Source organism: Streptomyces sp. NPDC007917, assembly GCF_042959105.1.
Lineage (GTDB): Bacteria > Actinomycetota > Actinomycetes > Streptomycetales > Streptomycetaceae > Streptomyces.
This window is the reverse complement of sequence record NZ_JBIBKK010000002.1, coordinates 684,590-703,783: the sequence shown is the minus strand read 5'-3', so window position 1 is coordinate 703,783 and position 19,194 is coordinate 684,590. Positions and strand designations below refer to the sequence as shown.

General features: G+C 69.3%; 16 protein-coding genes and 2 pseudogenes. 3 read left to right on the top strand and 15 right to left on the bottom strand.

Annotated features, from left to right (window positions below):
• Both ACFZDL_RS05940 and ACFZDL_RS05935 read right to left on the bottom strand, forming a co-directional pair.
• A partial coding sequence (locus ACFZDL_RS05940) for a DUF4916 domain-containing protein (RefSeq protein ID WP_353592157.1) occupies positions 1-161 on the bottom strand: 161 nt, incomplete at its 3' end.
• 218 nt (positions 162-379) lie between these two features.
• On the bottom strand, positions 380-925 hold the full coding sequence (locus ACFZDL_RS05935; protein ID WP_353592141.1) for a hypothetical protein: 546 nt from the start codon (positions 923-925) through the stop codon (positions 380-382).
• Between the two features lie 204 nt (positions 926-1,129).
• On the opposite strand from ACFZDL_RS05935, the gene ACFZDL_RS05930 reads away from it, so the two are divergent.
• Entirely contained in the window at positions 1,130-3,532 is a 2,403-nt protein-coding gene (locus ACFZDL_RS05930) for a hypothetical protein (RefSeq protein ID WP_353592140.1), read from the top strand.
• Between the two features lie 101 nt (positions 3,533-3,633).
• On the opposite strand, the gene ACFZDL_RS05925 is transcribed toward ACFZDL_RS05930, so the two are convergent.
• The 3 genes from ACFZDL_RS05925 to ACFZDL_RS05915 form a co-directional block, all read right to left on the bottom strand.
• Positions 3,634-5,001, bottom strand: a complete 1,368-nt coding sequence (locus tag ACFZDL_RS05925) for a protein kinase (protein WP_353592139.1) — start codon at positions 4,999-5,001, stop codon at positions 3,634-3,636.
• A gap of 102 nt (positions 5,002-5,103) precedes the next feature.
• Positions 5,104-8,529 carry a protein kinase gene (locus ACFZDL_RS05920; RefSeq protein WP_353592138.1) on the bottom strand — a complete coding sequence of 1,142 codons (3,426 nt, stop codon included), beginning with the start codon at positions 8,527-8,529 and terminating at the stop codon, positions 5,104-5,106.
• Positions 8,530-9,227: 698 nt separating this feature from the next.
• Positions 9,228-10,448, bottom strand: a complete 1,221-nt coding sequence (locus ACFZDL_RS05915; RefSeq protein ID WP_353592137.1) for a metallophosphoesterase — start codon at positions 10,446-10,448, stop codon at positions 9,228-9,230.
• A 156-nt stretch (positions 10,449-10,604) separates the two neighbouring features.
• Here ACFZDL_RS05915 and ACFZDL_RS05910 point away from each other — a divergent pair.
• Positions 10,605-10,762, top strand: a pseudogene (locus ACFZDL_RS05910) (MFS transporter); the annotation flags it as partial.
• 117 nt (positions 10,763-10,879) lie between these two features.
• On the opposite strand, the gene ACFZDL_RS05905 reads toward ACFZDL_RS05910, so the two are convergent.
• Both ACFZDL_RS05905 and ACFZDL_RS05900 read right to left on the bottom strand, forming a co-directional pair.
• Positions 10,880-11,266 (bottom strand): ParA family protein, encoded by a 387-nt coding sequence (locus ACFZDL_RS05905; RefSeq protein ID WP_353592136.1) that lies wholly within the window; start codon positions 11,264-11,266, stop codon positions 10,880-10,882.
• A complete protein-coding gene (locus tag ACFZDL_RS05900; RefSeq protein ID WP_353592158.1) occupies positions 11,193-11,990 on the bottom strand; it encodes a hypothetical protein in 798 nt (265 codons plus the stop codon). The genes ACFZDL_RS05905 and ACFZDL_RS05900 overlap by 74 nt, the downstream gene beginning before the upstream one ends.
• 12 nt (positions 11,991-12,002) lie before the next feature.
• On the opposite strand from ACFZDL_RS05900, the gene ACFZDL_RS05895 reads away from it, so the two are divergent.
• Complete coding sequence (locus ACFZDL_RS05895; RefSeq protein WP_353592156.1) at positions 12,003-12,941, top strand: ADP-ribosylation family protein; 939 nt, start codon at positions 12,003-12,005, stop codon at positions 12,939-12,941.
• Positions 12,942-13,404: 463 nt separating this feature from the next.
• Here the strand turns inward: ACFZDL_RS05895 and ACFZDL_RS05890 are convergent, their stop codons facing one another.
• The 8 genes and pseudogenes from ACFZDL_RS05890 to ACFZDL_RS05855 form a co-directional block, all read right to left on the bottom strand.
• Entirely contained in the window at positions 13,405-13,842 is a 438-nt protein-coding gene (locus tag ACFZDL_RS05890) for a cupin domain-containing protein (protein ID WP_353592135.1), read from the bottom strand.
• Between the two features lie 508 nt (positions 13,843-14,350).
• Positions 14,351-14,734 (bottom strand): Rid family hydrolase, encoded by a 384-nt coding sequence (locus ACFZDL_RS05885; protein WP_353592134.1) that lies wholly within the window; start codon positions 14,732-14,734, stop codon positions 14,351-14,353.
• Between the two features lie 44 nt (positions 14,735-14,778).
• Positions 14,779-16,269, bottom strand: a complete 1,491-nt coding sequence (locus tag ACFZDL_RS05880; RefSeq protein ID WP_353592133.1) for a carboxylesterase family protein — start codon at positions 16,267-16,269, stop codon at positions 14,779-14,781.
• Between the two features lie 22 nt (positions 16,270-16,291).
• A complete protein-coding gene (locus ACFZDL_RS05875) occupies positions 16,292-17,206 on the bottom strand; it encodes an MBL fold metallo-hydrolase (RefSeq protein ID WP_353592132.1) in 915 nt (304 codons plus the stop codon).
• 546 nt (positions 17,207-17,752) lie between these two features.
• The gene (locus ACFZDL_RS05870) at positions 17,753-18,085 is read right to left on the bottom strand and encodes a hypothetical protein (RefSeq protein WP_353592131.1); all 333 of its coding nucleotides are present in this window, start codon (positions 18,083-18,085) and stop codon (positions 17,753-17,755) included.
• A gap of 64 nt (positions 18,086-18,149) precedes the next feature.
• Complete coding sequence (locus ACFZDL_RS05865) at positions 18,150-18,635, bottom strand: hypothetical protein (RefSeq protein ID WP_353592130.1); 486 nt, start codon at positions 18,633-18,635, stop codon at positions 18,150-18,152.
• A complete protein-coding gene (locus tag ACFZDL_RS05860; RefSeq protein WP_353592129.1) occupies positions 18,632-18,790 on the bottom strand; it encodes a hypothetical protein in 159 nt (52 codons plus the stop codon). Before ACFZDL_RS05860 ends, ACFZDL_RS05865 begins: the two co-directional genes overlap by 4 nt.
• 134 nt (positions 18,791-18,924) lie before the next feature.
• Positions 18,925-19,023: pseudogene (locus ACFZDL_RS05855) on the bottom strand (IS5/IS1182 family transposase); the annotation flags it as partial.
• Positions 19,024-19,194: the final 171 nt, after the last annotated feature.

The following is a 19,194-nucleotide window of genomic DNA, read 5'->3' as shown; positions in this document are numbered from 1 at the left end:
TCCGGTCCGATGCGGAGCAGTAGCCCGATGCTGGTGACTTCGCCGCTGTCGTCGACTCGCACGGGCACGGCCTCGACGTACAGGATCGGCATCTGTGCGCGTGCCTGTTCGAGGTTGTCGGGACTCAGCCAACCGGGTGTGGTTTCGGTCATGTCAGCCATTGCGTGATCGTACTTTCACCGCGCCCTGTTGTGCGTGCGCGCCGCACCAGGACCGATCGCGGAGTGACCAGGAAGGCCACCTGGGTACGCCGCTGCTTGTTGACGAGTCGGACAGGAGCCGGTTCCGTGACGTGACGACGGCCGCACGGGTCGTACGGATTGTGACGTCCTTCTCGGCCCGCGCGACCCTGTCTCATCCTGCCTTCTGCGGCCTCTGGTCACTCTGGTCCACCCGCGGCTGCAGCCCACTCGCCGTCGTCTTCGTCGTCCTCGTCGAAGGGATTGGCGAAGATCGACGACAGCGTTTCTTCGACCGGGTTGCCGACCTCGTCCTCAGTGAGGAGGATCCGGCGGAGCATGTTCAGCGGGTACAGATAGCTTTCCGGGTCATCGGGGGCGCCGACGCAGGGGTGATCGAGCGCAGAGGTCTCCCCGGCCGCGTCGAAGAACGGCTCAAGCTCCCCACTGACGATGTCGGGGATGTACTTCCACACCATCTTTTGGTGGCGGCAGAACACCTCTCCCACGTACCAGATCGCGCCCTGGAAGAAGGGCGTCATGCGCTGATCGGTGACCTCCTCCATGCTGCTCGCGGTTTCCCGGACCAGTTCGTCCAGGAGCCCCAAGGAGGCCGGGGTGAAGTCCAGCGCGCCCGCGAAGGAGGTCTGTTCGGCCCACCTTTCGTGGGCGTTCTGGCGCTCACCCACCCACCTGAGCAGGTCGGGGTGCCGGGTCGGGTCGTACGTCTCGTCAGGTCCGGTCATGCCCTCGACGGTAGTAGACACCACGGACACCACCACTGCAGGGCCGCCAAGTCGATACCCGACACGCCCAACAGCCCTCCCGGCGCGGGCGGTTGGGAGCCTCTAGGGTGTTGGCCGACGGTCGGCCGAAACTGACACGGGGCCCCAACCAGCCGGCCGCCCGCACCACCGCAGTCCCATGGCCCCCCACGACCAGGGACACGCATGAGAACACAGATACCCATCCGTACCCGGCTCCGGCGACGCCTGGCTTCCTGCCTCGCGGTCGCCTCGGCGGCCGGGATGATGCTCGTCGGCCTCCCCGCCACCGCGAACGCGGCGCCCGGCGACTACGCCAAGGTCACGTCCGAGGGGCGGTGCGACAAAATGCACCTCGGCAAGACGTTCCCCCGCACCCCGAACAACTCCGGAGCCCCCACCGGCCGGCACCATTGGATCAGGAGCGGCCCGGACGAGGAGTACTACTTCAACCTTGAGTTCAAGGGCTTCGAAGACGTTCCCGCGCCTACCCGCGCCGACCTGAACAGGGTCGGCAACACCAAGGCCGACGTCCAGAGGTGGGATGCCGCCTACCGGGCGTCAAAGAACCCCGAGGACATGAAGCGCGCCATCTGGGCCCGCTACGCCCGCTACATCCAGGGCAAGCCGTCCCCGAAGGCGTTCAAGAAGTGGGTGCCACAGAACCTGATCGGCGCCCAGCACTCCCGGGCGAAGGGCGGCGTCTTCGAGCGGAAGACCGTCCAGGACTTCAACCTCGTCGGCCCGGACTGGCTGTGCGAAGTCACGGTCGAGATCTTCGACAAGGACGGCAACAAGATCGCCGCCCGGCGTTACGACGCCTACAACCAGCGCACCGGCGACCTGGGCGAGTTCAAGGCCGACGGCATACGGAAGAGGGGCCAGTTCAAGAGCGACAAGATCATCCTTCGCCACAAGGACGCGAAGTACGACTTCACGAAGTCGAAGTTCACCATGTTCGCCGGGGAGAAGCCCAACGGGGCCACCACCAGGGAGTACAAGGCGGAGAACGCCAAGCTCCGCGCCGAACGAGAGTCGGGCAACAACCCGATCCGGATCGCGGAGCGGCGGGCGACGGCGAAGGGGCTGTGGCCGCAGACGAAGTACACCAAGACCTACCCGGTGTTCAATCCGCGTCCGAACAGCGGCACCCAGGGGCCGATCAACTCCATCGCCTACGGCTCCGGGAAGAACCCGGCGCAGGCGCGGCAGATCCAGAACCAGCACAACCAGATGAACACCCGCGGTGTCCTCGGCCGAGGCCCCGGCGGCGTCGACTTCTCCACCTTGGAGCTCCAGTACGTCGGCAGCCCCGTCAAGGGCAAGGGGCTGGACTACAGCATGAAGGCCGACTTCATGCCCGACGAGGACAACAATCCCGGCTGGGGTGGGCAAGCGAAACTTGAGCTGGCCTCGGACGCCCTGTTCACATGGCTGGCCCTCACCCCCGACAGGCAGTGGGTGAACCTGAACCCGGATCAGCCGGACAAGATCATGGATAAGGCGTTCGGGGAGACCGACGCCGGACGCGTCCTCCTCCAAGCCGACATGGAGATGAAGCGGGACTTCTCCCGCGCCATGGACCCCAAGAAGTCCCCCGGCAAAGAGTTCATGAACGCCACCCCCAAGGTTGACGGGGTGCCGTGCTGGGGATCCGGCCGCAACTGGATCGTTCCCGGCCGGGCGAAGGTCCGCGAGCAGGACGGCGGCATCTACATCCTCGACGCCCCGCTCAAGGTCAACCACGCGGCGATGGACTTCGACACCCCCGTGCAGGGCGAGGACTGCTCGAAGAAGCTCACCAAGGCGGAGAAGGAGCGCAGCCACCGGCTGATCACCCGCTACCTCGTTCCGCACGTTGAGAAGCAGATCAACACCGAGAAGAAGTACGCCGACCTGCGCCGCGTCTACAAGTCCCGGGTAGCCGCCGAGTGGATCCGGCAGCAGGACGCCAAGAAGGCCACCGACTTCCGGCCCATCATCAACAGCAACGATCTCAAGCGGTGGCCGCTGCGGGGTGAGAACGCCGACTGGGACAAGCGCACCGTGTGGAAGGAGATGGTGAAGTCCTTCACCGAGGGCGACTTCACGTACGAATGGCCACTCGGCGACGGACGCGTCTACACCTTCTTCGTCGGCGGCGTCGACTTCTCCAAGGCCCCCAAGCGCAACATCACCCCCGCGGAATTCCAGCTGCGACACCGGCGCCTTCCCCAGACCACGAAGGACAGCGTGCGGGCGCAGACCTCCGCGCGGGATGCCGATGTGACGTTCCTTGGTGGGAACGGGGCCGCGAGGACCGACGACGGCAAGCCCGACCCCACCCCCACGCCGACCCCCACGGACACGGGGAAGCCGACGCCGACCGACGCCCCGTCGACTCCGGCGCCCGATCCCACCACCCCGGGCCCCGGTGACACCGGCAAGCCCACCCAGCCACCCGCGAAGGACCCTGACGGCGACCTCGCCGACACCGGATCGGACACCCCGGTCGGCCTGATCAGCGCCTTCGCCGCCGCCGCCGTCGCGGCAGGCGGAGCGCTGACCTGGTGGATGCGCCGCCGTAAGGCGAACACCACCACCAGCTAAGAGCAACCCGTAGCCACAGCTACGCGAAGAGGCCCCCTCCCTGCTGCTTGCGCTGGAGAGGGGGCCTCTCCCATGCTCAGGGCGTCAGGCGCAGTCAGGGCTCACCACCCCGCCCGCTCCAGCGCCCTGCGCAGCTCCGCCGCGCTCGCGCAGCCGATCTCGGGGTGCTCCCGCAGCGCCGTGTCGATGACCTCCGCGAGGCGTCGTGGGATGGCCGGGTCGCGGCGGCGGATCGGGATCGCCGGCTCCTGCAGGACGACCTGCCAGGGGTCCTTGGCGCGCGGGAAGTCGCGCGGGGTCCTTCCGGTAAGCGTGTGGTAGAGGCAGGCGGCAAATGCCCAGACGTCCACGGCGGGGGTGGCCTTGCGGAAGTCGACGACCTGTTGGCGCGGCATGAACATCGGCTTGCCGGCCGTGGTGCCGGAGCGTGTCAGCCCGCTCAGGCCCGCCTGGTCAAAGGCCTTTCCGATGCCGAAGTCCGCGATCTTCGCTGTCGTCGAGCCGTCGGTCTCCCTGTGCAGCAGGATGTTGGAGGGGCTCAGGTCGCGATGGACGACGCCCTGCCCGTGCGCGTGTTCCAGGCCCTTGAGCGCCTGCACCGCGATGGGCACCGCTTCCTCGACCGGGAGTCGCCCGCCGCGTTCGGCGACGAGCCGGTCCAGGCTGCCGCCGGTGCAGAACTCGGTTGTCAGATAGAAGGTTCCGTATCCGAAGCCCGCGTCGTGCAGCGCGACGACGTGCGGATGCTTCATGGCCCGGGTGAGCGCCACCTCGCGCAGGAACCGGGCGCGCGCCGTCTCGCTCGCCGCCACCTTCGGCAGCATCACCTTCAGCGCCACCTCGACGCCGGTGGCCTCGTGCCGGGCCAGGTACACCGCGCCCATGCCGCCACGGCCGAGCTCCCGGATCACCGAGTAGCCGCGGATGGCCATCAGGTCGGCGCGGCCGCCGTGCGCCAGCTCGAGCAGCAGCTTGAGCACGGCGTCGGGCCGGGCCTGACAGGCGGCGCACAGCAACTCGCCGGGGCGGCCGCCCGCCTCGTCGCCCAGCTCGCGCTCGCACTTGGCGCAGCGCGCGAGCCTCAGGGTGGCGACCTGCGGCCGCGTGATGTCGACGCGGAACACAGTGTCACCGAGGCGGATCCGGTCGCCGTCCTTGAGGTCGTGCTCGGGGTAGGAATCCGCGACGGCCTCCTCGGGGGTGAGGCCGCGGCGCCGCTGGCCGATCTTCTCGCCGTTGACGTACGTGCCGTTGAGGCTGCCGAAGTCGCGGATGCGGATGTCCGGCGGGTTGATGTCGAGCAGGCAGTGGTGGCGGGAGACGGTCTTGTGGTCGGAGTCGTCGGGTAGTCGTGGCGAACAGTCGGTGGAGCGGCCGAGGACGCAGGTGGTGCGCTCCTCGAAGACGTAGACGCCGGGCTTGACCCGGCCCTCGACGAGGGTGAGCGTGACAGTGGCCGAGGGCGTCACAGAGGATCGTCTCCTTGTGTGTGAGGGGAGGGCTTCGGGGGGACGAGGCGGTGATGGTGAGCGTGCCGTCCGCGGCGTCGGACCGTAGGCGTCCCGTTCCGCTCAGTCGGCCGCCAGCTCCCAGTCGAGGTCCCAGAGCCGGATGCCGTCGTCTCCTGCCGAGACCAGATTGCGCAGGTCGGGGGCGAGTTCGAGGTGCCGGATGCGTTGTTGGTGCCCTTCGAACACGTGCAGGCATCGGCCGGTGGCGACCTCCCACATCCGTACGGACCTGTCGTGGCCGGCCGAGAAGGCGAACCGGGCGTCGGGTGTGAACCGCACGGCGGAGACCCAGCCCTCGTGTCCCGCGAACTCGCGTACGGACTGCCCGGCTCCGGCATCCCACAGCCGGATCGGTTCGTCCTTGGCGCCCGAGGACATGACCTGGTGTGTGGACATGGCCAGGCGGCCGTCGGCGCTCAGACACGCCGAGAGGATCGGCTCCCGGGGGCCGGTCCAGGTCTGCAGGCAGGCTCCGGTGTCGAGATCCCGTAGCCGGACCACGCCGCCTGAGTCGCCGACCGCCGCGAGCCGCCCGTCCGCGGACATGGAGATCACGTTGACCGGGCCGTTCCCGGGGATCGTCGCGACGCAGCGGTCGTCGTCCAGGTCCCATCGGCGCAGGACGCCGTCGCCGCTGCCGAGCCAGGCATACCTTCCGTCGCCGGTGAACCTGATGGTCCTCCTGATATCCCAGTCCGGAGTCAGCCGACGGCGCTCGCCGTCTGCCAGTCGCCGCCGAATGATCGCGAGTGGCTTGGTGCCCTCGCACAGGACCTGCCGGCCGTCGTCGCTCAACGCCACGCCACCCACCCTGCCCGGGTGATCGTCGAGGACGTGCGTGCACGCGCCGCTGTCCAGATCCCAGATGCGTACGGTGCCGTCGCTCTGCCCGCTGACGGCGAGCCGGACATCCGCGGCGACACCGATCGCCGTGATGGCGCCGAAGGAGAGGTGGCCGGCGTCCAGTGGCCGCGACCAGGCGGAGCGCAGCCGTACGTGGCGCGCCGAGCGGCCCAGTTCGTGCCAGGCGGCCAGGACCTGGGGCGCGCGCTCGTATCCCGGTATCTCCCGTGCGCGGGTCAACAGGCCGAAGGCTGAACGGTGTCGGCCGCCCGACATCGCCCGGCGTGCGTCGGCGAGCAGTTCCTCGGCCAGTCCGCCGAGTCGGCTGACCTCCGCGTACTCGCGCGGCTTGATCAGGTGCGGCTCGGCGGCGTATGCGGTATCGGGCAACCTCCATTGGTGCATGGGCAGTTCGGGATGTCCGCCGACGGAGCAGCCGAACCGGTCGTCGCTGTCCTCGAATCCGACGTGGTGCATTCCGTACGCGTGGGCGGTGAAGGTCCGCAGACACCGGCCGCTGCTCAGATCCCAGACCTGAACGGTGTGGTCACCGGTCGTTCCGGACAGCAGCAGCCGCCCACTGTCACCGAAGGCCAGGTGACCGGCCGCGGCGGTCAGCCCCGTCAACGTACGCAAGGCACGGACCCGCTGGTCGTCCCCCACGGCCCACAACCGGATCACCCGGTCCTTGCCGGCCACCGCGACCATCCGCCCATCGGAACTGAAGCACAGCGCATGCGTCGCCGAGCCGGCGGCCAGCACCCGGCACCGGCCATCGGCCACGCTCCACAGCCGCGCCCCGTCCTCCTCGGCGGTGAGCACATGGCGCCCGTCGGCGCTCACCTCGTACTGCGATCCGTCCAGGGCGCCGTCCTTGAGCGCTGCCCCGAGCGACCACCGGTGGGTCCCGGTCGGCGGTTCCCAGACCTGGACGCGCCCGTCCACGCCCTGCCACACACCGATGCGCCCGTCGGCACTCAACCTGACCGGGCACCCCGTGGCGCGTGCGGCGGAGCCGCTGACGCGGGTACACCTGCCCGCCCTGAGATCCCAGAACTGCACCGTGCCATCGCGGCTCGTGGACAGTGCGTACGAGCCGTCAGGGGTGAGGTCGACGCCGAGCACCTGCGTGCGGTGGCCCCTGACTGACAACCGCTGTGCGCGGGTCGCCGTGTCCCACAGCCGGAGCACGCCATCCCAGTGGCCGCTCAGCGCGAGGCGTCCGTCGGGAGAGAACCGGATCGGCAGGTAGCCCATCACCTCGTGCCGGGCGATCAGCTTCACCGGCGCGAACGGCACCGCGAACGGCTCGCGAAACTCGCGGGTACTGGTGCGACGGGCATCGGCCACGGTTCCGGAGGCCGCCACCCGCAGCGCCGCCCGTACGTCGGTGTCGTCGGGCCGTTCGCGCGCGAGGGCGTCGAGCAGGTCGTGTGCCGCCGCGAGGTCGCCGCGTTCCAGGTGGACCCGGGCCAGAAACAGCCGCACCTGCCAGGAGGACGCGTCGGACCCCCGCGGGATCGCCTCCAACTGGGCGACGAGTTCCCCATCGGTGATCGCCCCCGTGCGCCACCGGAACAGGCCACCGTTGTACACGGCCCCGACGTGGTGCGGGTCGACCGCGAGCGCCTGGCCGAAGGCCTGCTCGGCGTCGGCGGCCCGGTCCAGGTCGAGGAGCGACAGGCCACGGTTGTTGAGCTCGTCGGCGCGCAGATCGGCGGCCTGCGGCGCGGCACGCGGATACGCCGAGCCGGTCGCCTGCTCGTAGATCCCGGTCAGTACATCCGCGATGTCCGCCATCGAGGCCGGCCGGCGGGCCGGGTGCTGCCGCAGGCAGCGCCGGAGCAGGTGGGCGACTTCCGGCGGCGCCGCGACCGGATTCGAAGGGTCGGCCAGGTATTCCTCCAGCGCGAGACCCGCGACCGAACCAGCCGCCCAATGCACACCGCCGGTGAACATCTCCAGGACCGAGACCGCGAAACTGTAGACATCGCTGCGCCGCCCGACGGGCTCGCCCGCGAGCTGCTCCGGGGACGCGTAGCCGACCGTCATGCCGCCGGACGGCACCAACACGCTGACGTCGGGGGTTATTTGGAGGTCGGCCGGGGCCGTGGCGGCCTTGGATCGGGCGAGACCGAAGTCGGTGATCTTCGCGGCGCCCGTGCCGTCGAGCAGAATGTTGGCCGGCTTCACGTCCTGGTGCACCAGGTCTCTGCGATGGGCGTGCTCGAGCCCACGGGCCGCTTGGACTGCCGTGTCGAGAACACGGGCGAGGGCCTGCCGCGCATCCCCGGCGTAGAGGCGCCCGTCGCCGATCCACTCGGCCAGGCTGCCGCCGTCGACGTACTCGGCGAACACGCGGGGGACACCGTCGATCACCCGCACGTAATGGCAGGCGCAGACGTTCGGATGGAGCCCGAGGGACACCCACGCCTCGGCCTCCCTGACGAACAGCTCCTGATCGCGTGGGCTCCGGAACAGCTCGGGCCGCGAACTCTTCACCGCCATGTCGATGCCCCAGGCGAGATGCCGTACCCGGTGCACGACGCCCATCCCGCCCCGGCCAAGCTCGCCGATCACCCGGTACCGGCCGTCGACGGTCTCGCCGGTCACCCAAACGGTCGGCGACGTAGGTGCGTTCACTGCGATTCCTCATCGTGATTGCGGCAGAAGTCGCCGTCCTGGAAGGCCCGGACGCAGAAGGCCCCGCTGTCAGATTTCGACGAGGGTCAGTATGTGACCTCGTCGATCCTGATGTCGATGTTTCAGGCTCACCGCGGGGGCGCGGGAGCGCGCCGTTCAGTCCTTCGCCGAGATGCCCGCCTGCGGGGAGGCCTGAAGGGCGTCATTATTCCGATCAGGTTGCTGAGCTGGGCGTTCTCTGTCGTTGGTGAGGCAATCGGAGAGGCGTGGTGTGGTATTCGTTGAGCAGCCCACCGAGCTGTGCCGTTCGGAAACTCGTCGCCCCTGATCAGGCGGCGTGGCCGATGGTGATGCGGAGGGGCTGGCCCAGGGCGATCATCCTCGTCGGCCAGTTTCCTGGCGCGGCGGTCGGGTCGGCAGAAGACAAGGCCGGTGAGCCGATCTGACGGATCGTTGATGTGGTCCGCATGGCCGAGTTCGGCGAGCGCACGGTCGGCAAGGCGTTCCGCCCCCTCTGCGGTGGCGTGATCGGCCTGCACGGTGACGGCCCCGCTGTCGGCGGCTCCGGGGTCACGGTTCGAGCCATCGGCCCGGGAATGGTCCGGATCTTGTCCTCAGCCAGACGGGCCTGGTCATCTGTCGACGCCGCATCCTCGGCTCGTGGACCGCTCGAAGCGGATGTGCCGGCCCGTCGAGTGCTATGTCGAGGTGGGCTGGTGCGGGGAGCGGAGCACGAGCAGGGTGATCTCGCTGGGGGCGAAGACGCGGAACGGCGGGCCCCAGAAGCCGGTGCCGCGGCTGGTGTAGAGGAGGGTGCGGGGGCCGTGGTGGCTGAGGCCGGCGAGGGCGGGCTGGTCGATGCGGACGAGGTGGTGGAAGGGCCAGATCTGGCCACCGTGGGTGTGGCCGGAGAGTTGGAGGTCGATGCCGGCGGCTGCTGCCCGGTCGATGAACTTGGGCTGGTGTGCCAGGAGCAGGACGGGTAGGTCGGGGTCGGCGCCGTTCAAGGCTCCGGCGAGGTGGGCGCGGTGGCCTGCCAGGCCGGAGGACTCGGCGGTGACGTCATCCACGCCGGCGACCACGAGGGTGTCGCCTCCGCGTTCGAGCAGCAGATGGCGGTTGCGCAGCGGCTCCCAGCCCAGCTCGTCCATCAGGTCGACCCAGCCCTGGGCCTCGCTGTAGTACTCGTGGTTGCCGGTGACGTATACACGGCCCCGGGTGGCCCGCACGGTACCGAGTGGGGCGGCCTGGGCGCGGCGGCGTTCGGCCGTGCCGTCGGCGATGTCGCCGGTGTGGCAGACCAGGTCGGCCTCCAGAGTGTTCACCGTCTCGCATACCCGCGCCGACCAGTGAGTGCGATCGAGCGGACCGTAGTGGGTGTCGGTGATGAGGACGACGCGGACGCCGTCCAAGCCCGCACCCAGCCGTGGGAGTTGCACGTCGAGTCGGCGCACGCGTGGCACGCGGCGGGCCTCGGCGTACCCCCAGGCGAGCAGTACGGCGGTTATGCCGAGGACGGCCCAGGTGACGATTCGGGCCCGGTCCTGGCTCTCGCCGACGCCGGCCACGGTCAGGGCGAGCCGCAAGAGGACGCCGAGCAGAACGGACCAGGTGAACAGAATCCAGCTGGCGCCCAGCAGGGTGTCGCCGATGATCGCCGCCCGATCCTGCTGGCGCCGGCCGTGGCCGCGCACCATCGCGAGCGGCATACCGATGAGACCGAGGGCGAACAGGGCGGTGCCGGCCAGTGTGACGGGCAGCGGCCAGTGCTGGCCGCTGTACAGGAGCACCCAGCAGGGCACGGCCCACAGCAGGACGGGGCCGATCAGAGGGATGTAGCGCATCAGGCGGTGCAGTCGGCTCTGCCGCGGCGCTTGCGCTTCACCCTCGGCGGGCCGGGTGTTGCTGGTGTCGGTCACGTTTCCCCTCCCTGACCCAGGCTGCCGTCTCGCGCACTGTATCCGGTCACCTTGGGCCGGCCGGCCGCCAGCAGCCTCAGCGTCGTTGACCTTCATGGTCGAGACGGCAGGTCAGGCCGCGCTGGGGGGCAATTCGTTCGTAGCGCTGAGGGAGGGCAGTCGGACCTCGCCCTGGGGTGGCCATCTGGGGGCACCCTGTCCCTGGTCCCGGGCATGGGCATGCGCGACGCCCTGGTCCGGACACTGCTGGCCCAACCAGTGGCGTGGCCCTGACGGTTGCCCTCAGCGTGCGGCTGCCGCGCTGGATCGGCTAGGGCGGTGCGGCAGAACTCGACGAGGAGGACCTCGTCGACGACCTCGCGCATCCAGGCCACCGCCGCGGGCACCGGCACCCGCCGATTGATCACTGAGCATGAGAACTCCGTGATCACTCAGGCTTGTGCCTGCAATGCATCCGGGGCTTCAGTTTCCGGGTTCGCTGGATCCGCGGCTCTCTCCGTGATGAAGTCCCGGACGCGGGTGGCTGCTTCCGCCGAGTCGTACCTTGGCTCGGTGACCACGAGCGCATGATCCGCAGCCGTCATGCTGAGCTGGGTGAGATGGAACAGTGAAGGCGGGCAGTCGATCAGCGTGTAATCGAAGGTGTCCGGCCTTATTCGGGGGTGTTGTTGAAGGCGGATCGCCGAGATGCCGCTGCAGGGGCATGGAGTTGTCGTACCCGGATGATGGGATGTGGGTATGTGTTCAAGTCCCCAGTATGAGTCCGGACTGATGACGCGATGGGTCAAGGTCACCCGAGGTATGTATCGGGAGTACATCGGTGAAGCGCTGGAAGCAGACGCGGTTGTCGAGGCCGACGGAGATGTCGGGATCGCAGACGAGGGCGAGTACGACGACGGATGGGAGGAAGAACAGACACCGGTCCGAATCATCGGCGCGCTGACTGGACAGCCCGAAGTGGTGACCGTCGCGCGTGGGGATCTTTGCCCGGCCGCGGACACGATCGGCGCATTCCGAGCGTGGGTGGACAGCGAGCACGCGGCCGCGGCCCGAGCGGAGGACTTGGCCTTCTTCGTCGAACGGCTGGACCTCCCCGTCACGGACCTGGCCGCCGAATGGGATGCGTATGTCGAACACGAGGCTTATGTTCGTGCCCGTCACGAGGCCCGCCGGGCGGACGTTCTGGACGCCTTCGACCGTGAACTGTCCGGGCTCGAGACCGCCGATCTGATCCGGGTGCTGCAACATGACGTTGCGCATTGGCTGCCAGACATAGTCCGTCGGGCCCGTGGCGGCCCTGCCGACTTCGAGCCCACGCCCGAGGACCGCCTGCTTGCGGCCATCTTCGGTACCGGGGAACCGGAACCCTCCATTTGGGACCGGGCCCGTGAGCGCCTGTACTTTGCCGAGCGGGCCGCGGCCGATCGGGTCTACCTGCGCTGGAAGGCCGACGTTGCCCGGGCCGAGGACCATCCGGGCCTCCGCCGTGCCGCCGCAGAGCGCGTGCGGCGGGACCGCCCCGCGATCGAACGGCGCTGCCACGAGGTGTGGGGAGTGGTTCTGCCCGAGTCGGCCTTCCGATTCTGGGAATTCCTTCTCGCGCTCGGCCCGGTCGAACGCACCGCCTTCGACGAGGATCTGAACCTGTACGCGTGCGGGATCATGGCCGTCTTCGACGACCCGGCGTGGCAGCCGGCCGACGGCTCGGACCCGCGCATGCACTGGCGCTACTACTGGGACCCGCCGGAGTTCATCACCTTTCTCAACGGCGAATACCCCGGAGAACACTACGGCTTGTGGTTCGACGACGGGCGTACGTGCACGGGAGTTCTCGGCCACAGCCCCAAAGACAACTCCGACTTCGGCTTCCCCGACGAGGGCACGCCCCTCGAGGTGGTCCGTGCGAAGATCGAGAACTTCTTCCTGCACCACAGCGACGACGGGGACGACAGCGACGGAGCCCGGGTGCCCGCCGGATACCGGGTTCGACTGCTGCGGGAGACACTGATGCGCTACGAGACGGGCGACCGCCCTGAGCAAGGCCGCGAGTACGATCTGCGGTGCGGACGCGGCGACGACTGGTACAGCACCGTCGACCCAGCCCGCATCACCACCCTCGACGGAGCGGGGGCCCTGGTCACGGGGGAGACGGTACTCGACCGAGGTCCCCAACGCGCGTGCGAGGACCGAGCGCTGACCGATCGAATCCGGGAAGCGCTCACCACCGACCGGCCGACCTTGCACGAGCTGGTCACGAAGGCAAAAGACCGCTGCAGTGCCGGTGACCCGGCCGAAGCGTTGGCCCTGGGGCGCGACCTCCACTTCATCAGCGACGACAACACCCAGCCCCGCCGCACCAGCATCCCCGAACGCGAACGCCACGCCGCCGAACTCCTGGCGATGGCGTACCGGGCCCTGGGGCGTGACAACCTCGCCGAACTCACCGAACTCGACCTCCGCGAACGGAAGATCCCCTGGGCCAAGCCCGACTGAACGGTAACTCAGGACTATGATGCCCCGAACCGGTCCCACAGCGGTTCGAGCGGGCATGAGGGCACCACAGGCGCGAGCCCTCCGATTGATCACTGACCGTGAGAACTCCGTGATCACTCAGGCTCGTGCCTGCAATGCATCCGGGACTACCGACAAGCACACGCCTCACCATTTGCCGGTCGGTCTAAGTCGGCACCCGGCGTGTCCGAGGCGTGGTTCCACAAGTGGCGCCGACGGCTGTTGGAGCCGACGAAACGCGAGGCAAGGCCCGGTTCGATCCTCCCGCCGTGCGGACGGTGTCGTAGCCGCGCGCGTGCTGCTCACCACTGCGCCACCGGCGCACACCGTCCGCTCGCGGCCTGAATCACCGTCACGTTACGGAAACCGGGGCAACTCGGGACGCAGGTCCGAAAGAGGTGGACTCCATTACTCAGCTGACTCCGCACTCTTGTCGTCTCGCGGGTCAGCCTTCGGAGGGACGCGGGGCGCGCAGTTGCGCCCGTTCCTTCAGCTCCTCCTCATCGACCAGCGTGAGCATCGGCTGACCCGGCGCGCACAGCATGGTCACCACGAACTTGGTCGGTGCGTCCGACAGGGCGTTGCCGTCCTGGTAGTGGATCACGTCACCGCCTGGCTCCCAGAACGTCCCACCGGCCTCGACCACACGCTCCGGCTCACCCTCGAGCTCGAACCGGAGCGCGCCCTCCATCACGTAGCCGAACGACGGGCCCGAGTGGCGATGCGGAGGGAGCCCGGGGTGACCGGGAGGCCACTCGACGAGGATGGTCATTCCCGAACCACCTTCGGGAAAGAAGGGTGGAGTGACTTCCTGTAGCAACTTGACTTCGGGCGGCAAGGAGACTTCGTGGGTACTCCCGTGCTCTGGGTTCTTCGCGGACATGTACCAGACCTCCGTAAGCCTGCCCGGAATGAACGATCTTGTGTCGGCCACCGCCCGGACCGGTGTATCGACCCACTCGTTCGGCGGTGACCAAGTTCGCCGGTTCCCGGCTCACACTCGCTTCGCGATGAGGACAAGCCACAGCCCGCATCCGCGACACGCCGTGTGCCTTCTGCCTCGTCCAAACGGTCCCGACACCACCGTGCCTCCCGTCGGCGGCCGCCGCAATCCGGGAGCCAGCGGCGTCGAGACCGCATCGCGCCATGTCATCGTTCAGCGTTCAAAAGGCCCGCGCGCACGTCAGTGGCCGCACTCACATCGCCCGGTTGCAGCATGCCCGGCGGCGACGACCCCACTGCCTGGAGCACCCGCCCGTAGACGCGGCGTACGCGATGAGGCCCCCGGGGAGGTGCCGGTCGTCCGGCCACTGCGCACAGGGTGTCGAGCAGTCGCGCCGGTGGAACCCTCAGGTTGGTGCACGCCCTCGTCAGACGACCGGCCATCCTGATCAGTCGTCCAGCACTGCCAGGGCGTCGACCTCCACGAGCAGTCCCGGCGGAAGCTGCATGTAGACGGTGGTGCGGGCGGGGAAGGGCTCACCGACGGCCGCGGCATACGCCTCGTTCATCTCGGCCAGATGGGCGGGATCGGTGAGGTACACGCGGAGCATCACGACGTCCTCCAGGCCCGCGCCGCCCGCCTTGAGTACGGCGGTGACGTTGCGCAGTGTCTGCGTGGTCTGCTCGGCGACCGTGGTGCCGACGACAGCGCCCGTGTCCGGATCGAGCGGGAGCTGCCCGGAGACCTGCAGGACGGGGCCCTTGCGGATGCCCTGGGACAGCGGGGCCGGCAGGGAGGGTGCGTTCTCGGTGGTGATGACGGTTCTGGTCATGGTGTTCCTTGAAGGGGGTGAGGAGGCAGGGCACATGTGCGGGGTCAGCTCCAGGCCTGTCGTTCCTGGCTGCGGGGGTCGTCGGCCTGGGTCCACTCGGTGTCGATGTGCATGGTGGCCCTGCGCTCGGTGTCGTACGGGTGCCAGCCGGGGTCGCCGGTCCTGGCGAACCTGATCCAGGTCCCGTGCATGCGGGTGGCGAGGTCCGCGGGGGGCTTGTCGGGGCCGAGCAGGGCGGCGGGGCCGTTCAGCTCGGGCCGGTCGGCGAGGTCGAAGACGAAGGGCAGCTCCACCGCGTGGGTGGCGCCGAGCTCTCCGTCCAGGGCCCGGGAACGCCAGGCGAATTCGTAGGCGTAGGTGGCAGACTCCGGGTGGGCGGCATGGGCGTCGGCCAGGGCCCAGCTGCCCGCGCCGAACAGCGCGTCGGCCATGATGGCGGACCGCAGTTCGGCGAAGGACGCCTCAGGGCGCGACGTGCGGTAGGTCTCGACGAGCCGCGCTGGATTCGGGTGCGAGCGTGCTGCGGCCTCGTCGACGTCGGCGGCGGTCGAGGTGGCGTACTTGCCCACCGGGACCAGGTAGAGGTTTCCCTCTTCGGTGTTGGTGCCGATGAGCAGGTCGACGTCGGCGCTCAGGCCGGCGGCGACGGATGTGGCGGGCTGTGTGTCGAGGACGAGGCTGAAGGGGCTGAGGCCGATCAGCGGGTCGCCGTGGGTCTCGGTCTGCAGGTCGATGCCCGCGAGCTGGGAGGCGGCCTGGACCAGGCGTTCGTCGGGGATGTCCGCGAAGGCATCGGCGTGGGGCTCGATGCCCAGGGCCTCGGCCGCCGCCTTGGTGACGCGGGCGGCCTGCTCGGTGGTGAACGCTCCCTGGCCGCTGCCGCTTTGGACGATCGCGCGGCGGAACAGGCCGGCGGCTTCGGGGGTGGCGAGGACGCCGCCGACGATGGTCGCCCCGGCCGACTGGCCGAAGAGGGTGACGTTGCGCGGGTCACCGCCGAAGGCGGCGATGTTCTCCCGCACCCAGCGCAGCGCGGCGACGACATCGAGCAGGCCGCGGTTGGCGGGCGCGCCGGGGAGGTCGAGGAACCCGGCGATGCCGAGTCGGTAGTTGAGGGTGACCAGGACCACGCCGTCGCGGGCGAAGGCGGAGCCGTCGTACATCGCGGACCGGGTCGATCCGGCGACGAATCCGCCGCCGTGGACGAACACCATGACGGGCAGGTCGCCGTTCGCGGCGGCGGGTGTGAAGACGTTGACCGTGAGGTAGTCCTCGCCGCGGCTCCAGCCGGTGCCGAAGTAGGGGGTCATGTCCACGCTGCCGAGCTTGCGCTCGGACTGCGGTGCGTTGGGCCCCGGCACGGTGGCGTCCCGTACGCCGTCCCACGGCTCGTGCGGCTGCGGCGGCGCGAACCGGCCGGCGGCGCGGGGCGGGGCTGCGTAGGGGATGTTCAGGAAGGTGAGGGTGTCGCCTTGGCGCAGACCACGCACGGCTCCCTGAACGGTGGTCACGACGGGGTCGGGGTGGTGGTTCACAGCGATGCCTTTCCGCAGGGGTTCAGACCTGCTCGGTGTACGGGGCGAAGGGCGCCCAGCCCTTGATGGCGAACGTGCTGCCCTCGCGGACGACTTCGGCGGCGCCGTGGCCGCCCAGGTGCGCGGGGATGACGAGGGCGTTGTTGTCGACCGCCCAGCCCAGGAGCTTGTGGCGGGTGACGCGGGCGCCCGCGGGGTCCTCGCAGAAGCAGCTGTTCGCGTCGGGCTCGTGGATCTGGACCGGGCTGTGCAGCAGGTCACCGACGAAGAGGGCCCGGTCGGATCCGGACTCCAGCGTCAGCACCGACGAGCCCGGGGTGTGGCCGGGGGCGAGATCGAGGCGCAGATTGCCGTCGATCCGGTGGCTGTCCTCCCAGAGCCGGGTCCGGCCGGCCTCGTGCACGGGGGCGACGCTGTCCTCGAAGACGTTCTGGTTGCCGCGGCCGAGCAGGGGCTTGTGTTCGTTGGCGGGGTTCCAGAAGTCGAAGTCCGCCTTGGGCATGAGGTAGGTGGCGTTGGGGAACGTCGGCACCCAGGTCCGGCCGTCGAGGTAGGTGTTCCAGCCGACGTGGTCGATGTGCAGGTGCGTGTTGATCACGATGTCGACATCCTCGGGGCGGACCCCGGCGCGGGCGAGGTTGCCCAGGAAGTCGGTGTTCAGCCGGTTCCACACGGGCGCGTACGGCCGGTCCTTGTGGTTGCCGACGCCGGTGTCGACCAGGATGGTCTTGCCCTCGCTGCGCAGCACCCAGGTCTGGATCGCCGAGTTGACGATCCGGGTCTCGGCGTCCAGGAAGTCCGGAACCAGCCAGGAACGGTGGGTTTCCCACGCCTCCGCCGTGCTCTCGGGGAAGAACGTCTCGGGTGTCATGTCAACAGGACCGAAGTATTCCCAGACACGGGTGAGCGTGACATCGCCCAGGGTGATGGTGTCCACGATTCTCTCCAGTTCGATCGATTCCGAATCGATTCCGCAGGCTCGGGCGGCGGGCGCGGGCGAGATGCGGATGAGCGGCTGCTTATGCCGGGTATGCGGGTGCCTCGCCCCTGCGGGGCAGTACACCGGTGGCGCCGTAACCGCAGCTGCGGCGTCTTCGGCCTCGGGCGGTCCCGTCGCCGAGGTCGGGTGCGGACATCAGACCGTCGGGTCTGCGCCGGTGGGAACAGGGCCGCCCCGGCACGCGTCCGTTCCGTGAACGACCCTGCTCAGACATGGTGCGTCGCCCGGGGCGTGCCACGGTATGAGTCATGTGACTGCATCTGGACACAGCGGTCCTCGGACTGGTCCGGGGGCGACGCAAGAGCTGGAGAGGCCGTGCATCGGCCCAGGTCGTGGCCCCGAGCCCGTCCGGACAAGGTGCCGCTTCTGTTCCCTCGGACGAGCAGGGGCGTCCAGGCCTCCGCGCGACGGGCCCGGCAGGCGTACAGGTGCCGCGGTGCACGAGCAGCGGGTCGCGGCCGACCCGGCGGTCGCGGGACTGGGTCAGCCGCTGCGGGAGGTCCTGACCACGGTGTGTTCGGCGCCCGGCGCGGGCGGGGTCAAGGCTCGTATGAGCGCGATCAAGGTCATGTCGAGACGGTCGATGTGGTGCAGCAGGCGCTGTTCGGGCGACGGTCGGCCGCGACGCATACGCCGTTCGCCGGAGAGCAGGGACAGCGCCCTGGTGACCTTGGGGCGCGCTGAGTGGGAGGCGGTGCCCGGTCGACGACTCGTGATGCGGATCGCGTGTGTCACCCTCTCCTGCACGCGGTCGGCCGCCGCGGTGACCCGAGTAGCGTACTCGGCGCCGTCGCCCTCCGGGAGGCGCCCGGCCACGGCGGCCAGACTCCGTGCGTGGTAGGCACCGGCTTCCAGCAGTTCCAGCAGGTGGCGGGCGCGATCACGACGGCCGTTCGTCGGCCGCGTGGAGTCTGTCCAGGCGGCGCTCCAACGACAGACTCAGCGTGTCGTCGTCCTGCCCGACGGTGAGCAGGGCGGCCGTGTCCCGCAGGAGGTCGCTCAGCCGCCCGTCGAAGGTGCGCCGCAGCCGGACGAGGACACGGGACGCCGTCATGAATCCCGGGCAGCACCAAACGGCCACGACGGCCCCGAACGCGACGAGGACGGCGAGATAGATCAGCGGCAGGAACACGATCCCCGCCGCGGCCGGGTACGGCGTCAGCACGGCTCCGGCGGTCAGTGCCCCGAGGGACAGCGGAGCCCCGAGCCCCAGCGTGATGAGCTGGTTGGGCGGGTGCAGGCCCAGGGCGCGGGTAAAGCAGCCCGCGCAGAGGCAGCCCTCGGGCCAGTGGTGCGTCCCCAGCCGCACTGCCCGATGCCATCGCGCGCAGAACAGGTCCTCGGCGCGGACGAGGGTGCGGCTCATCCTTGGGGCCGGATGCGGGCGCGCCTGGGACGGACCGCCGACAGGTCGACGACCGTGTCGCCGGTGGTGACCTTGCGGATGACGGCGTTCTCCGCCTTGGTGACGATCAGGTCTGCCGGGGTGCGCTCGTAGATGTCGCAGAGCGCGGCCAGCACCGGCAGAGGACCTTCGCAGCGAGTGGGAGTCCAGGACCGCATCCAGGCCGAGGTCGTCGCGGTAGGCGGCGAAGCGGGAGTCTCGGGTCCGAGCGTGTGACGTGAATGGCTTGACGGCGCAAAATCCAAGACTCCTATGAGGTGAGTCCGGCGAGGCGTTTGTAGCAGCACAGGGTGGCGGCAAGGCCGAGGAAGACCAGGCAGGTGCGGGGGTCGCGTTCGTAGTGGGGGGTTGAGTCGGGGCTGGACGGGAACTGTGCGGCCGGCGCGACCGACTTATAAGCAAGGCAGCGCTACTCCCGAAGAGCGATGAGGGTCGGACGTGACGAAGATGAGCAACGTCGTGCCGCTCACGGGCTCCTCGATGCGACGCGTTTTTGGAGCGCAGGAACCTGCTCAAACTG